Source organism: Gemmatimonadota bacterium (genome assembly GCA_026705765.1).
Lineage (GTDB): Bacteria > Latescibacterota > UBA2968 > UBA2968 > UBA2968 > VXRD01.
Genome location: JAPPAB010000118.1, coordinates 1 through 16,247, shown reverse-complemented (window position 1 = coordinate 16,247; position 16,247 = coordinate 1). Strand labels below are relative to the sequence as shown.

The following is a 16,247-nucleotide window of genomic DNA, read 5'->3' as shown; positions in this document are numbered from 1 at the left end:
TCTATCGTGTCAGTTCAAACAATCGACATACAGGAACCCCAACACCTGAAGCAACGATCGCCCTGGTGGGCAATTGCACTGGCTGTATTGATCACCGTATCAATCAACGCAATCATCCCCTATACCCATCACTACATGCACACCATATCACTGGTCGAAGGCATGATACCGATGGGTATTTTAATGCCATTTTTGGTACTGATCTTTATCGTAAACCCCGTGCTGCGCGCTCTGGGATATGCATTACAACCCTGGGAATTGATCTTCATTTTCGCCGTTGGCTACGTAAGCATGTCCATCAATGAATTGCTCGGGCGCGTACTGGCAACCTATGCCGTAATGCACTACATGGCAACGCCGGAAAACCTCTGGGAAGAATACGTCTTTGGCCTCGTCCAACCCTATCTCGTAGTAGAAGACGCCAAAGATCAACTGGCCTGGTTTTACGAGGGCCTGCCTCGCAACGCAACCATCCCCTGGGCAATCTGGATACGCCCCACATTCTGGTGGCTGAGCTTTATCGCCGCGCTCGGCCTGGGATCAGTCGCACTGGCGACAATCTTGCGCCGGCAATGGGTCGAACAAGAGCGATTGCCATTTCCCTTTGCACAAGTCGCCGAAGAACTGGCTGAGACAGCAGGACCAAAGGGATTTCCCGAATACATGAAACAGCCGCTATTCTGGGCTGGCTTTTCCATTCCCGCGGTTATCGTCCTGTGGTACATCATCGGCTACTTCGATCCCAGCTTCCCCGTAATTACCGTAGGGATCCAAAATTACACAATCTCATTGGGACGGTATGTGCCCTTCCTGCACGGGCGGCTCAACTTCTTAATTATCGGGTTTGCGTACTTTACCGACTTACAGGTCTTATTTTCTATCTGGGTATTCTGGGTACTCACCTGGCTTCAAATGGGAATAACCAATCGCATGGGCCTGGCAGAGGGCCTGGGAGAATTTGCCGGCACGCGACAGCAAGCACTGGGCGGATTCATCGTCTTTTGTCTATGGGGATTGTGGATTGCGCGAACCCACATAAAGGCAGTCTTCCAACAGGCATTTCGCCAAACAAAAAATATGGACGACCAGAACGAATTGATGTCCTACCGCACTGCAGTCGCCACATTTCTCGCCTGTGCTCTATTTGCCATGTTCTGGTTATTCAAGGGAGGGATGACACCGTTTTGGGCCATATTGGTCACGGTGTTCTGGTTTGTTTTTTACACCGGATTTGCCAAAATCGTAGCAATGACCGGACTCGTATTCCTGGAATCGCCCAGCAGCTTGGGCACCGGCATAATGGGATTTGCACCGCCCGATTCACTATCGCCAAACACAATTACCATGCGGCAACAAGTAGGCAGCATGTATCAAAACGGCAAAAGCTTCACCATGCCCGCTGCCGCCCATGCCGCCCGGTTGAGCATCGGCCTGGGCAATCGGGCGCGCGTACTGGGCTTGACCATCGCGTTTGCATTTGTGTTTTCGCTTATCGCCGCCGCCGCATCGACAATTTACCTGGGCTATACCGACGGCGCATTTAATTTTGGCTCGTACATGTTTCGGGTTGCCGCACCGCGTTATTACGACGGCATAGTATCATCCATCCGCGACATTGGCAAAGAGACCCACTACGGTCTTCGGATGGCATTTACCGCATTTGGCGCACTGACAATGGGCATCTTAACCCTGTGCCAATACCGATTCACCTGGTGGCCGCTCCATCCCATCGGCTTTACAGTCGTAACCTTTTATTCCGCACGCACCGCCATCTTATCCGTATTTCTCACCTGGCTGATTAAATTTATCATCTTCCGCCTGGGAGGAATTGCGCTGTACCGCAGGGCAAAACCCTTTTTCATCGGCATGATCGTGGGATACACCCTATCGCTCATCGTGAGCATGAGCGTCGATCTCATCTGGTTCCCCGGGCAAGGGCACAATCTGTTTTGGGGTGATTAATTAAACGCCCTGCTTACTTTGCAACACCTGCGACACCCAATCGGACAATCGGGTATTGAGCGGCTTTAACATCACGAGCGCATCTTCGCGGGGGTGTGTATAATACGCTTTTCTGATCGCCAGGGTCTCAAACCCCATCTTCTTATACAGATCAATCGCAGCACAATTGGACATACGCACTTCCAGAGACACCACACGCGCCCTTGTCTCCAACAGATCAAATACAGCTTTCAGCGTTCTTCTGCCCAGCCCCTTTCTTTGAAAATCAGGCGCAATAGCCAAATTCACCAGATGAAATTCCCGACCAATCAAAAACCCCACGACATAGCCCGCAACCTCGCGCTCTACCATAACCACCCGGCAAAAACTGTTTTTGCGATTGCGTGCAAACTCAAAATCGCGGCGTGTCCAGGGAGTGGAAAAAACAGCCGTTTCAATCTTTATAACCCGGTCGAAATGCGAAGGGAGCATCTCCACCAGCACGGGTGTCACGGAATTATTCATCACCAGTCAAACGCGCTTCGCGCACGCGCTCTGCTTGTGTTCGCCGCAAATAAAAAGGCTCTGCCGTCTCCATATCATCCACCTCTCCCCGTTCACAATGCGCCTGACCCAGCAATGCAACAGCCCCAGCAGTGGGGCGTCCCAGAGTTGCATTTGCAAAATACGCATCTCTTCCCAACGCATCGACAATAACATCGCGATAAGCCTCTGCCCCATCTCCCACCACAGTCACGGGACGCGGCAGACGCGTGACCCAATTGGAAACCGCATCGGCGCGATCGGGAATTCTCGAAATCGGATCCCCCGCAACGAGATCATATACCCCCGCATACACATCGCCTCGCCGGGCGTCCAGCATAGGACAAACAGGCACCCCTTCTACCCCCGACCCAAAAGCCATTGCCGCAAGGGTTGACACGCGCAAAAATTTAAGATTCGCACCGCGGCACAGCCCCTTCGCCAGGCCCATACCGATACGCAATCCCGTAAACGAACCGGGACCAGCAGCCACAGCCACGCCATCCAGATCACCGACACTTAAACCCGCCTCCCGCAACACCATCTCAACCATCGGCTGCAACCGTTCCGAATGATGTGAACCCAATTCCAACGTGTATTCCACAACCACGCGAGCATCGCAGGCCAAAGCCACACTGCATACCGCTGTTGAAGTCTCAATACCCAAAAATTTTGTCAACTTGCAATACCTCAAAACAACTTACTTTGTGACCCGTCCTCAGGCGGCGTCTTCCCCAAATGCAAATACGCCCGCGCCGTCGCTTGCCGCCCCCGATGCGTGCGCACCAGGAACCCCTCCTGAATCAGATAGGGTTCATACACCTCCTCCAGCGTATCTGTCTCTTCACTCAGCGCAGCACCCAGATTATTCAAGCCAACGGGACCCCCATCGAATTTATCGATCAGCGTTTCCAGCAATCTGCGATCCATTTCATCCAATCCCTTTGCATCCACCCCCAACAGTGCCAGTGCCTTAACCGCAACTTCTTCTGTAATCACCCCATCGGCACGCGCCTGTGCATAATCTCGAGACCGCGACAACTGGCGCCCGGCGATGCGCGCTGTTCCCCGCGACCTGTAGGCAATTACATGTGCGGCATCCTCTTCAATCTCAATACCCAAAATACGCGCAGCCCTCATCACAATAGCCTGCAACTCTTCCGGAGCGTAAAAATCCAGCCGCTCCAGCAAACCAAAGCGCGTTCGCATCGGCGCTGTGAGCAATCCCATTCGCGTTGTTGCGCCCACCAGAGTAAAGGGCTCAAGCGGAATTTGATACGACCTGGCACTCGGTCCGCTATCGATCATAATATCCAGCGTAAAATCCTCCATAGCCGAATACAAATGCTCTTCTACCACCCGATTCATGCGATGAATCTCGTCGATAAACAGCACATCGCGCTCATTCAAATTCGTCAAAATCCCCGCCAGATCAGCCGGGCGCTCCAGCACCGGTCCCGATGTCACATGAATTTCAACTTCAAGCTCGTGCGCGATCACATAAGCCATCGTCGTTTTGCCCAGACCGGGAGGCCCGTGCAACAAAATGTGATCCATAGCCTCATTGCGATGACGCGCAGCCTCCACGGCAATACGCAAATTCGTCTTCGCCTTCTCTTGCCCGACCATATCGTCAAATCGAATTGGACGAATCCGTTGATCGCGCTCAAGTTCGTCGCCATCCTGAAATTCGGGATCGGTAAATCGTTCATCCATAAAATAGCCTTATGCTGCTAAATACTCCTCAACGACCGTTTAATCACTTCCTCAATCGGCGCGTCGTCACCCAGCTCCTGCAAGACAGTCGCAACAACTTTGCGCGCCTGCACCGGATTCGCGCCCAAGCCCGACAAAGCGGCAGCGGCTTCGTCTAATACATCGGGATCTGCATGCTCCACGGCATCGGAAGTAAAATCTTCTGGCGCAATATCGCCAATCTTATCCTTCATCTCCAGCACCAGGCGCTGCGCGAGCTTTTGACCAATGCCTTTGATGCGCGTCAACCCCCGGGCATCTTCTGCGGCAACCAACCGCCTGAAATCGGCAATGGGAATACCGGACAAAATTTTCAATGCCATCGGCGGCCCAATACCCGAAACCGCGATCAGGCGCTCAAACAAATCGCGCTCGGACACAGAGGCAAACCCGTAAAGCGTCATCGCATCTTCTCTCACATAGAGATGAGTGAGAACTTTTACGCGCCCATCCTCAACCACAAGCGATTCATAGCTCGACAGTGAAATATTGACGTGATACCCCACGCCCTGAACATCCACAATGACATGAGTCGGGTGTTTTTCGACCAGTTGCCCTTCTAAAAACGCAATCATTGTATCATCTTCCCCTTCGGTTCAATCGCCGCCGCGACTTCGCACTCACGCCGATTTCCTTGAGTTTCTCATCAAAACGACTCTGTTCCCTACCGCCCTGTTTCAACGCCTCAATTTTCTCTGCCAATTTATTTTGCCGTACCCCAGGTCCCTGCACAGCAACCTTCTGATGCGCGTGGCACAGGGCAATCGCCACGGCATCTGTCGCATCAAACCCCTGATCCACTGCTTCTTTCCCAAGCAATCGCTGGATCATAAATTGCACCTGTTCTTTGGACGCACTCCCCCGGCCCACAACAGCTCGCTTCACTTCGCGGGGCGAGTACTCAAAAATGGGCAAATCGGAATTGGCCAGCGCCGTCAAAATAGCCCCACGCGCCTGACACAACTTAATCAGCGATTGCGTATTGACACCGTAAAAAACAGATTCAAGCGCAACTTCATGCGGGCCTGCATCTGCGACCAGCGCGAGCAAGTGATCGTAGATATAGAGCAAGCGCTGGGGGAAAGACATTTTATTACCGGGGCGAATACAGCCGCATTGCAGCAACCGATTTTTCCGGTTCTGGTGCTCAACCAGACCAAAACCAGTCACCACACTACCCGGATCAATACCCAGAATGATCACGTGAACCACCTTTTGAAGTGTGAAGGGGGAAGTGTGAAGGGGGAGGGGAATCAAGCTGTAAGGGCTGCTAATTCACTATCGTCAATCTCAAAATTGGCATATACCCGCTGCACATCGTCATTGTCTTCGAGCATTTCCATCAAGGACAACAATTGCTGTGCGGTTTTGCCTTCAACGGGCACAGTACTTTGCGGAACGCGCGTCAATTCAGCACGTTCAATTTCAATGCTCGCATCTTCAATCGCTTTGCGAACACTTTCAAAATCGGGCAGAGATGCATAAACCTCGTAGATAGTCTCTTCCTCTACAATATCTTCGGCACCAGCATCTAAAACGATCAGCATCAGTTCTTCTTCTTCCACGCCCTCTTTGGGCACTGAAATCAGGCCCTTTTGCTCAAACACCCACGCCACGGCACCACTTTCGGCCATACTGCCATTGTATTTGCTAAACAAATGCCGCACTTCGGATACCGTGCGATTTCGATTATCTGTCAGAGTTTCAACAAACATGGCCACACCACCCGGCCCGTACCCCTCGTAAATCGCACCTTCATAAGACTCGCCTTCAAGCTCTCCCGTACCCTTTTTAATCGCGCGCTCAATATTCACCATGGGCATATTTTCCGCCTTAGCGCCTAAAACAGCCGCACGCAGACGGGGGTTATTCGCTTCATCGCCGCCCTCGCGAGCCGCCACAGTAATCTCCCGAATCAGCTTGGTAAACGCCTTGCCTCGAGCCGCGTCCTGACGACTCTTGCGATGCTTGATATTTGCCCATTTAGAATGTCCAGCCATCCTTCTATACTCCTTTTCTCATATCCTGTTATCCCAATCCAAATGTAGTCAGAAGCCCGCAGTTGTGCAATAGGAAATACGCTATTTACGAACTTGCAACATATCCATAAATTCCCATACGGGCATAGCATCCAAATCCGCCCCATCAAACACAGCCAACACATCGCGCACCTGACGCATCTCAAACTGCGTCGTCATATTTTCCACAAACTTTTCCACAAGTAAGGGCGCGGCCTCCCGACGCCTTCTTCGATGCCCAATGGGATATTCAACCGTCACGGCCTCTGTGGCCGATCCCTCTTTGAAAAACACCTGCACAGTATTGGCAATTGACCGCTTTTGCGGATCGTGATAATCCCGTGTAAACCGCGCGTTTTCCGTCACCACCATCTTCTCTCTCAACGCATCAATACGCGCGTCCCCTGCGCGCTCCTCTTCATAGTCATCTGCGGTCAAATCGCCAAAAATCAGCCCTATCGCCACCATATATTGCAAACAGTGATCCCGATCTGCGGGATTGTACAGCGGACCGGTCTTATCGATAATTTTTATAGCGGCTTCGTGTGTCTCAATCACCACCCGCTCCACCATCTTCAAACGCGGTGCCACCTCATTGTGCAACACAAACGCGGCTTCTACAGCTGTCTGTGCGTGAAATTCAGCTGGAAAAGACACCTTGAACAACACATTTTCCATCACATAAGAACCGTACACGCGCTGAAACTGAAACCGGTCACCATTCCACAAACGATCGTAAAACCCCCAGACAGGTGCAGACAGAGCCGTTGGATATCCCATCTCGCCTCGCTTTGTCTGCAATGCCAAAAACACACCGCGCGCTGTCGCATCTCCCGCCGCCCAACTCTTGCGCGAACCCGTATTGGGCGCATGCCGATAGGTTCGCAAAGGACCCAAATCGCACCACACCTGCGACAATGCATTGACCACCTGCCCCTCATCGCATCCCAACAGACCAGCAGAGACCGCTGCGCTCGCCAACTTCACCAAAATCACATGATCCAGTCCCCGGGCATTAAAACTATTTTCCAACGCCATCACGCCCTGAACCTCATGCGCCTTGATCATCGCCACAAACACATCCCGCATCACCAGTCCTTCTCTCCCCTGTGCGCGTTGCGTGCGCGACATCCAGTCCGCCACTCCGAGAATTGCACCCAGATTATCTGAAGGATGGCCCCACTCTGCTGCCAACCACGTATCGTTAAAATCCAGCCAGCGCACCAGTGTCCCAATATTAAACGCAGCAGTCACCGGATCGAGTTCGCAATCCGTACCCGGTACCCGCGCACCGTGCGGCACAATTGTTCCAGGCACCACGGGACCGAGCATCTTCGCACACTCGGAAAACCGCAATGCCAGCACCGCACATCCCAAACTATCCATCAGACACAATCGAGCCGTCTGAAAAGCCTCCGTGGAATTCACCTCATAATCCAGCACGTACTGTGCGATAGTCACCAGTTCTCTATCCGGCACCCGATCATCCATAGCAATCCTCAAGCTATTAGCCCCTTTCTTCCAAAGGCACATAATCTTGCGCCTCTACCCCCGTGTATTCCGCCAGGGGTCGAATCAGCCTATTATCCGCCCGCTGTTCCATCACATGAGCAGCCCAGCCGCTACAGCGACTGACCACAAATATGGGCGTAAAAAGCGCCGTCTCAATACCGGCCATATGATATGCTGTTGCCGAATAAAAATCCAGATTTGGAAACAACTTTTTCTCATCCCACATAACCCGCTCAATCGCTTCAGAAATCTCGTACAGACGCATATCGCCCATTGCTGCACTCACCTGACGCGCCCAATCTTTAATAATCGCATTGCGCGGATCTCGCACGCGATAAACCCCGTGCCCAAACCCCATAATCAACTCTCTGCGCGCCAGCATCTCTCGCACACCTATTGCCGCGTCTTCAGGCGTCTCGAACTGCTCGATCAATTCCATTGCCCGCTCGTTTGCACCCCCGTGCAAAGGCCCGCTCAAAGTGCCAATTGCCCCGGTGATACATCCATAAAAATCGGCAAGCGTAGAAGCGCATACTCTCGCCGTGAATGTCGAGGCATTAAACTCGTGCTCGGCATATAAAATCAACGACGCATCCATCATCCGGCATTCCAACTCCGAAGGTGTCTCCGCTTTGAGCATGCGCAAAATATAAGTCGCGTAATCATCCACATCCACATCCAAAACATCGGCACCTCTATGCCAGACCCCCAGCATAGAGGGCAATGCACCCAAAAGCCTTATAGCCACAGCCCCACCATCTCCCAAATCCCGCTCTGGCTCGGCAATACCAAGTGCCGACACACCGGTTCGCAAAACATCCATCGGATGCGCGTCAGAAGGCAACAAACGCAGAACCCTTACAACCAGATCGGGCAACTGCCGGTGCGCTCGCAACTGCGTTCTCAACGCATCCAATTCCCTTTCAGTGGGCAGCGCACCCCACAACAACAAATGCAAGACCTCCTCAAAACAGGCAAATTGTGCCAGATCTTCAATCGCATAGCCCCGATAGTGCAACCCGTGACCTTCTGCCCCCACAGTACAAATCGATGTACTCCCAGCCTTGACCCCTCTCAAACCTGCCGTCTGTTTGCTCACATTATCCTCCTCTCAAAAAAAGGTCGTGAGCATTTTTACTCACGACCTTTTCCTGTAAAATCTCCTCAGGCGATTCACGCGCCATAAAGTCGATTGACCTGCGCCTCATACCCGTAATAATCCAGCAATTCGTAGAGTTCTTCACGCGTCTGCATCTCGTTTATCAACACGCCCTGTGCGCCCTGTGTCCGCAGGATTTTATACGCCTGATAAGCAGCCGCATTCATCATTCTAAACGCCGTAAGAGGATACAACACCATGGCGATACCAGTACCTCTCATCTCATCCAGATCAAACAGAGGCGTTTGTCCAAACTCGGTGAGATTCGCCAGCACTGGCACAGAAAGCCTTTGGACAAATGCGCGAAAATCCGCCAGTGAACGCAAGGCTTCTGCAAAAATCGCATCCGCACCTGCGGCAATGTATTTCTGGGCGCGATCGAGACCGCATTCCAAACCCTCATTGGCCACGGAATCCGTTCGCGCCATAATCACAAACTCGCGGTCTGACCGCGCATCAACCGCTGCTTTGATTCGGTCGCACATCTCCTCGGCAGGCACCACCTGCTTTCCCGGGCGATGTCCGCACCGTTTTTGCAATACCTGGTCTTCAATATGAACAGCGGCAACGCCAATTTTTTCCAGCGTCTTTACCGCGCGACCAATGGAAAAAGAAGTACCGCCGAACCCGGTATCGATGTCAACCAGCAGCGGCAAATCCGCCACATCTGTAATCCGCCGAGCATCCTCGACCACATTATCCAGCGTTGTAATGCCCAAATCGGGCAACCCATAAGAGGCAGCAGCCACGCCCGAACCAGAAAGATAAAGCGCGCGAAATCCCGCCTGTTTTGCCATCAGCGCAGATACGGCATTGATAGTACCCACAATCTGCAAGGGTCGTTCTACATCCAGTGCCGCCCTGAACCTGCGCCCGGCTGACATCATCTCCTCCTGTAGCGAATCAACGAATCAACGAATCAACGAACCCCGCCCATCCCCCCAAAATCAGTGTATTGCCATTCGTCTATTCGTCTATGCTTCTACTAATTCGCGATCGTGTTCGGATTCCTCAATAACCTTTTGTGTCACATCGTGGGGAACAGGCTCGTAGTGTGAAAACTCCATGGTATAATCACCTGTACCCTGCGTCATAGAACGGAGAGAGGTCGAATATTTGTAGAGATCGGCCAGTGGAACCTCGGCGTGAATGACCTGGAAATTGCCTTCGGGATCCATGCCTTGAATGCGTCCGCGTCGCCCATTGAGATCCGCCATCACATCCCCCATATAGGAATCGGGAACAACGACGTGAACTTTATAAATAGGCTCTAATAAAATGGGTCTGGCATCCATAAATGCATTTTGAAATGCGAAGGAACCCGCCAGCTTAAAAGCCATATCAGAAGAATCGACCGGATGGAAGGATCCATCGTAAACTGTGACCTGTGTATCGACAACGGGATACCCGGCGAGCACGCCGCGTTCCATGCATTCCACAACACCTTTTTCAACAGCCGGAATAAATTTCCCGGGAATTGCACCGCCTACGACCTCATCAATAAATTCAAAACCATCACCGCGCTGCCTGGGCGCAATGCGCAAATAAGCTTCGCCATATTGACCGCGTCCACCGCTTTGCTTTCTGTGCCGATACTGCGCTTCTGCACGCGACTGAATGGTCTCGCGGTACGGTATTCGCGGTTCGGTCACCTCTATATCCACGCCAAACTTGCTCTTCAACTTGTCAAACACAACCGTCAAATGCAACTCGCCCTGTCCCTGGGCAATAATCTGGCGCAATTCCGCATCATACCCGGCGATAAAGCTCGGGTCTTCTTCGTGAATGCTGTGCAATCCCATGCTAATTTTGTCTTCGTCGCCACGCGATTTGGGTTCTACGGCCACGCGAATCAAAGGGTGTGGAAATTCGACCGGCTGAATTTGCAAGCGCGAGTTCCTGCTGCAAAGCGTATTGCCCGTATGCGTATCCTTTAGCTTGATCAACGCGCCAATATCACCTGCACCCACAACGTCCATATCCTCGCGCTTTCCGCCACTCATCGAATAAATTTGACCGATGCGCTCATTGGCTCGGCGATTGGGATTAAACACATCGTCGCCAGATTCGACACTGCCGGAATACACGCGCAAAAATGACAGATCGCCCACAGACTCGGAAATCGTTTTGAACACCACAGCAGATAGAGGGTCATTATCGCTTACGGCAAGTGCCACTTCTTCTTCAGACCCTTCTTTATATGCTGTGGGAATTGGCAAGTCGAGCGGACCCGGCGCGAAGGAAGACAAAAAATCGAGCAATAAATCAACACCGATATTTTTGCTGGCGGCACTCACAAAAATGGGAAACAAAGTGCGATTGACCATTCCGATTTTTAATCCTTGTGCGATCTCTTCATCTGTCAATTCCCCTTCTTCTAAATAGCGTTCAATCAAATCGTCGTCACTTTCGGCAACCCCTTCAACCACCTGTTCCCTCAATGCCTCAGCCTGATCTTGCCATTCTTCGGGAATCTCTGAAGCTTCGGCTTTGCCATTGGTGTAGGTTACCAATTTCATCTGCAAAATATCGATGATCTGATTAAACCCTTCACCGGCATTGACCGGAATCTGAAAGGGAACAGCCCCATTTCCAAAATGCTCCTGAATTGCTGAAACCGCACCATCGCAATCGGCAAATTCCCTATCGACGTGATTGATTAAAAACACAGTTGCGCGATTAAAATCATCGGCAAAACCGAATGCCTTATCCGTTCCAATCTCTACACCACTGGTCGCATTGACCAGCGTAAGCGCAATATCAGATGCCCAAATCGCGGTTTTTGCATCGCCAATAAAGTCAGCATAACCCGGAGTATCCAAAATATTCATTTTGGTACCCTTCCAATCGCAGTGCAACATGGATGTACTGATAGAGATTTTGCGCTCAACTTCTGCATCGGTATAATCCGACAGTGTATTTCCCTCATCCACTGAACCGAGTCGATTGGTTGCACCAGCAGAAAACATCATGGCTTCGGCAACGGACGTTTTGCCCGTGCCGCCGTGTCCCGACAGGGCGATATTCCTGATATTTTCAGGTGTATATCTATTCACTGTAACCTCCTTAATATCATTACTAAATACCCGTTCTAAAATTCGAAAAATAAGGCGCATATAATTGCAAAACAAATGGATTTTGTCAAGTACTCTTTTGATCTTGTATAATAAAAAAAGCCCGGATTTTTATGTCCGGGCTTTTTTAGATTCCTGGCAACGACCTACTCTCCCACAAGGTCTCCCAAGCAGTACCATCGGCGCTGGAGGACTTAACTTCTCTGTTCGGAATGGGAAGAGGTGTTTCCCCTCCGCTATAGCCACCAGGAAAAATTTAATTGAATACGAATTGAGCACCAAACAAAGCACAGAAGCGATCTGCTGAAAAATGTATAAAAAGGTCAAGCCTCACGGCTGATTAGTATCACTCGGCTGAACGCATTGCTGCGCTTACACCTGTGACCTATCGACCTTGTAGTCTACAAGGAGCCTTTAGGTGGGTTATCCCACGGGATATCTTATCTTGGAGTGGGCTTCGCACTTAGATGCTTTCAGCGCTTATCCCTTCCGAACATAGCTACCCAGCAATGCCCCTGGCGAGACAACTGGTACACTAGAGGTTCGTCCATCCCGGTCCTCTCGTACTAGGGACAGCTCTCCTCAAATATCCTGCGCCCACGACAGATAGGGACCGAACTGTCTCACGACGTTCTAAACCCAGCTCGCGTACCGACTTTAATTGGCGAACAGCCAAACCCTTGGGACCTTGTCCAGCCCCAGGATGTGATGAGCCGACATCGAGGTGCCAAACCTCCCCGTCGCTATGTACGCTTGGGGGAGATAAGCCTGTTATCCCCAGAGTACCTTTTATCCGTTGATCTCCGGCGCTTCCACGCGCAACCGCCGGGTCACTAAGCCCTGCTTTCGCATCTGCTCGACCTGTATGTCTCGCAGTTAAGCTCCCTTATGCCTTTACACTCTTCGCGCGATTACCAACCGCGCTGAGGGAACCTTTGGGCGCCTCCGTTATCTTTTGGGAGGCGGCCGCCCCAGCCAAACTTCCCACCTGGCAGTGTTCCCAATCCTGATTCAAGGATCGAGGTTAGAATTCCAACACAATAAGGGTGGTATTTCAAGGGCGACTCCACGAGAACTGACGTTCCCGCTTCATAGTCTCCCACCTATCCTGCACATACTGAGTCGAAACCCAGTACCAGGCTGGAGTAAAGGTTCATGGGGTCTTTCCGTCCCGTCGCGGGTATCCGGCATCTTCACCGGAACTACAATTTCGCCGAGTCCCCTGTTGAGACAGCGCCCAAGTCGTTACACCATTCGTGCAGGTCGGTTTTTAGCCGACAAGGAATTTCGCTACCTTAGGACCGTTATAGTTACGGCCGCCGTTTACCAGAGCTTCGATTCAAAGCTTCGTCCGAAGACTAACCTTTCCTCTTGACCTACTGGCACCGGGCAGGTGTCAGTCCCTATACGTCGTCTTGCGACTTAGCAGAGACCTGTGTTTTTAGTAAACAGTCGCCCAGGCCGTTTCTCTGCGGCCCCCTTCAGCTCCCGGAGCAAGTCCGTTCACCTACTTGGAGGCACTCCTTCTCCCGAAGTTACGGAGCCATTTTGCCTAGTTCCTTAACAGGGGTTCTCTCGCGCACCTTAGGATTCTCACCCCGTCTACCTGTGTCGGTTTGCGGTACGGACACCCGAGAGACTCACATAGAGGTTTTTCTCGGCAGCATGATTAAGACCAGTTGGCTTGCCCGAAGGCTCGTTTCCCCATCACCTCTCAGGGTTGTGATCACCCGTATTTTCCCTGGTGATCCCCCTACAGGCTTAGACCCGCATTTCCAGTCGCGGGCTGATCGTCACTTCTGCGTTACCCCATAGTTCAAACGCCTCTAAGGTGGTACAGGAATTTTGACCTGTTTCCCATCGCCTACGCCTTTCGGCCTCAGCTTAGGGTCCGACTAACCCTGGGCGGACGAACCTTCCCCAGGAAACCTTAGACTTTCGGTGAACAGGATTCTCACCTGTTTTATCGCTACTCATGCCGGCATGATTGCTTCCACGTCGTCCAGCAGACTTCACAGTCCGCCTTCAGCCTACAATAGAATACTCCTCTACCGCTCCAACAAAAGTTGAAGCCCACAGCTTCGGTGACAGGCTTTAGTCCCGATCATTATCGGCGCAGGTTCACTTGACCAGTGAGCTGTTACGCACTCTTTAAATGAATGGCTGCTTCTAAGCCAACATCCTGGCTGTCTACGCACTCCCACATCCTTTATCACTTAGCCTGTACTTAGGGACCTTAGCTGGTGGTCTGGGTTGTTTCCCTCTCGCACATGAAGCTTATCCCCCATGCGCTGACTCCCTTGAAACAAGTGTGCGGCATTCGGAGTTTGGTTAGGGTTGGTAAGCGGTGAAGCCCCCGAGCCTATCCAGTGCTCTACCTCCGCCACTCTATAACAAGAGGCTAGCCCTAAAGCTATTTCGAGGAGAACCAGCTATCTCCAGGTTTGATTGGCCTTTCACCCCTACCCACAGCTCATCCCCCAATTTTTCAACATTGGTGGGTTCGGACCTCCACGTGAGGTTAATCACGCTTCATCCTGGCCATGGGTAGATCACCTGGCTTCGGGTCTACCCCAAGCTACTAAATCGCCCTATTCAGACTCGCTTTCGCTACGGCTTCCCTACAAAATAGGTTAACCTTGCAACTCAGGAGTAACTCACCGGCTCATTATGCAAAAGGCACGCCGTCAGACGCTCCGAGATCCGAAGATCTCGGTTTGTCCTCCGACCGCTTGTAGGCAAACGGTTTCAGGTTCTATTTCACTCTCCATTCAGGAGTACTTTTCACCTTTCCCTCACGGTACTAGTTCACTATCGGTCACAGAGGAGTATTTAGCCTTGGGAGGTGGTCCTCCCAGATTCCTACAGGATTTCACGTGTCCCGCAGTACTCGGGAATGAGATCACAGGAGTTTGCAATGTTTCGCCTACAGGGCTTTCACCTTCTGCGGCCAGACTTTCCAGAACTGTTTGGCTACATTGCAAATTTGTAACTCCCTGACAGGTCTGCATCTCTATCAGATCTCACCCCACAACCCCGGCCGCACAACACATGCAGGTTTTAACATGCGAACCGGTTTGGGCTATTTCCCTTTCGCTCGCCACTACTGAGGAAATCGCGGTTGCTTTCTATTCCAAGGGTTACTTAGATGTTTCAGTTCACCCCGTTAGCCCCACCCGAGCTATATATTCACCCGGGGGTGATGCGGCATGACCCGCATCGGGTTGCCCCATTCGGAAATCCCCGGATCAAAGGTTGTTTGCACCTCCCCGAGGCTTATCGCAGCTTACCACGTCCTTCATCGCCTCTCTGTACCAAGGCATCCACCGTATGCCCTTATTAGCTTGACCAAAACAAGTTTTCAGCAGATCACTACTGTGCTCTGCAAAGAATCCATACTTCAATTTGGCAAATTGTGTATACCCAATTCATATTCAATTGTCAAAGAGCAGTCGGGAAAATCCCGAGCGTTCTATAAAATACATCTTTGGTGGAGATAACCGGGATCGAACCGGTGACCTCCGGCTTGCAAAGCCGGCGCTCTCCCATCTGAGCTATATCCCCAAATATTTTGTTAGTTTGGTGGGCCTAAGTGGAGTTGAACCACTGACCTCGCGCTTATCAGGCGCGCGCTCTAACCAACTGAGCTATAGGCCCGCCTTAAAAAGCCGGGAAAAATCCCGGCCTTTCAAAAACCAAATAACGTGCACATGCCAAACCTGGTATTGACCTTAGGAGTAGATGTAAGCGCCTGTAGCCTTACATCGCGTCTCCCTAGAAAGGAGGTGATCCAGCCGCACCTTCCGATACGGCTACCTTGTTACGACTTAGTGCCAATTACCGGACCTACCTTCGGCAGTGTCCTCCCGAGGGTTGGACTACTGACTTCGAGTATTCCCGGCTTTCATCACTTGACGGGCGGTGTGTACAAGACCCGGGAACGTATTCACCGTGGCATGCTGATCCACGATTACTAGCGATTCCGCGTTCATGGAGTCGAGTTGCAGACTCCAATCCCAACTGAGACCGGTTTTTTGGGATTAGCTCCACCTCACGGTATTGCAGCCCTTTGTACCGGCCATTGTAGCACGTTTCCAGCCCCGGGCGTAAGGGCCATGAGGACTTGACGTCATCCCCACCTTCCTCCTACTTAACATAGGCAGTCTCCTTAGAGTTCCCACCATGACGTGCTGGCAACTAAGGATAGGGGTTGCGCTCGTTGCGGGACTTAACCCAACATCTCAC

General features: G+C 51.8%; 11 protein-coding genes, 2 tRNA genes and 3 rRNA genes. 1 reads left to right on the top strand and 15 read right to left on the bottom strand.

Features of this window, described 5'->3' with window-relative positions:
* Positions 1 to 6: 6 nt before the first annotated feature.
* A complete protein-coding gene (locus OXH16_16130; GenBank protein ID MCY3682926.1) occupies positions 7 to 1,962 on the top strand; it encodes a hypothetical protein in 1,956 nt (651 codons plus the stop codon).
* Here OXH16_16130 and rimI read toward each other — a convergent pair whose 3' ends face one another.
* The 15 genes from rimI to OXH16_16055 form a co-directional block, all read right to left on the bottom strand.
* Complete coding sequence (gene rimI / locus OXH16_16125) at positions 1,963 to 2,466, bottom strand: ribosomal protein S18-alanine N-acetyltransferase (protein ID MCY3682925.1); 504 nt, start codon at positions 2,464 to 2,466, stop codon at positions 1,963 to 1,965.
* Positions 2,459 to 3,163 (bottom strand): tRNA (adenosine(37)-N6)-threonylcarbamoyltransferase complex dimerization subunit type 1 TsaB, encoded by a 705-nt coding sequence (gene tsaB / locus OXH16_16120; protein MCY3682924.1) that lies wholly within the window; start codon positions 3,161 to 3,163, stop codon positions 2,459 to 2,461. The genes rimI and tsaB overlap by 8 nt, the downstream gene beginning before the upstream one ends.
* Before the next feature lie 11 nt (positions 3,164 to 3,174).
* A complete protein-coding gene (ruvB, locus tag OXH16_16115) occupies positions 3,175 to 4,200 on the bottom strand; it encodes a Holliday junction branch migration DNA helicase RuvB (protein MCY3682923.1) in 1,026 nt (341 codons plus the stop codon).
* Between the two features lie 17 nt (positions 4,201 to 4,217).
* Positions 4,218 to 4,814, bottom strand: coding sequence for a Holliday junction branch migration protein RuvA (ruvA, locus tag OXH16_16110; protein ID MCY3682922.1), 597 nt, complete (start codon positions 4,812 to 4,814; stop codon positions 4,218 to 4,220).
* A gap of 4 nt (positions 4,815 to 4,818) precedes the next feature.
* Positions 4,819 to 5,442: a crossover junction endodeoxyribonuclease RuvC gene (ruvC, locus tag OXH16_16105; protein MCY3682921.1), complete on the bottom strand. Its 624-nt coding sequence runs from the start codon at positions 5,440 to 5,442 to the stop codon at positions 4,819 to 4,821.
* 50 nt (positions 5,443 to 5,492) lie between these two features.
* A complete protein-coding gene (locus OXH16_16100) occupies positions 5,493 to 6,239 on the bottom strand; it encodes a YebC/PmpR family DNA-binding transcriptional regulator (protein ID MCY3682920.1) in 747 nt (248 codons plus the stop codon).
* Between the two features lie 81 nt (positions 6,240 to 6,320).
* On the bottom strand, positions 6,321 to 7,748 hold the full coding sequence (locus tag OXH16_16095) for a bifunctional 2-methylcitrate dehydratase/aconitate hydratase (GenBank protein ID MCY3682919.1): 1,428 nt from the start codon (positions 7,746 to 7,748) through the stop codon (positions 6,321 to 6,323).
* A gap of 16 nt (positions 7,749 to 7,764) precedes the next feature.
* On the bottom strand, positions 7,765 to 8,868 hold the full coding sequence (locus tag OXH16_16090) for a 2-methylcitrate synthase (protein MCY3682918.1): 1,104 nt from the start codon (positions 8,866 to 8,868) through the stop codon (positions 7,765 to 7,767).
* 74 nt (positions 8,869 to 8,942) lie between these two features.
* A complete protein-coding gene (gene prpB / locus OXH16_16085; GenBank protein MCY3682917.1) occupies positions 8,943 to 9,815 on the bottom strand; it encodes a methylisocitrate lyase in 873 nt (290 codons plus the stop codon).
* A gap of 87 nt (positions 9,816 to 9,902) precedes the next feature.
* On the bottom strand, positions 9,903 to 11,984 hold the full coding sequence (fusA, locus tag OXH16_16080) for an elongation factor G (protein ID MCY3682916.1): 2,082 nt from the start codon (positions 11,982 to 11,984) through the stop codon (positions 9,903 to 9,905).
* 151 nt (positions 11,985 to 12,135) lie between these two features.
* Positions 12,136 to 12,252: ribosomal RNA gene (rrf, locus tag OXH16_16075) — 5S ribosomal RNA — on the bottom strand.
* A 69-nt stretch (positions 12,253 to 12,321) separates the two neighbouring features.
* Positions 12,322 to 15,352 (bottom strand): 23S ribosomal RNA (locus OXH16_16070).
* A gap of 138 nt (positions 15,353 to 15,490) precedes the next feature.
* Positions 15,491 to 15,566 (bottom strand) — tRNA-Ala (locus OXH16_16065).
* Between the two features lie 16 nt (positions 15,567 to 15,582).
* Positions 15,583 to 15,659, bottom strand: a tRNA-Ile gene (locus tag OXH16_16060).
* Positions 15,660 to 15,780: 121 nt separating this feature from the next.
* Positions 15,781 to 16,247: ribosomal RNA gene (locus OXH16_16055) — 16S ribosomal RNA — on the bottom strand; the annotation flags it as partial.

Coding starts and splice junctions, on each gene's coding strand:
- rimI (MCY3682925.1), bottom strand. CDS start 2,466: ATGAATAATTCCGTGACACCCGTGCTGGTGGAGATGCTCCCTTCGCAT.
- ruvB (MCY3682923.1), bottom strand. CDS start 4,200: ATGGATGAACGATTTACCGATCCCGAATTTCAGGATGGCGACGAACTT.
- ruvA (MCY3682922.1), bottom strand. CDS start 4,814: ATGATTGCGTTTTTAGAAGGGCAACTGGTCGAAAAACACCCGACTCAT.
- OXH16_16100 (MCY3682920.1), bottom strand. CDS start 6,239: ATGGCTGGACATTCTAAATGGGCAAATATCAAGCATCGCAAGAGTCGT.
- OXH16_16095 (MCY3682919.1), bottom strand. CDS start 7,748: ATGGATGATCGGGTGCCGGATAGAGAACTGGTGACTATCGCACAGTAC.
- prpB (MCY3682917.1), bottom strand. CDS start 9,815: ATGATGTCAGCCGGGCGCAGGTTCAGGGCGGCACTGGATGTAGAACGA.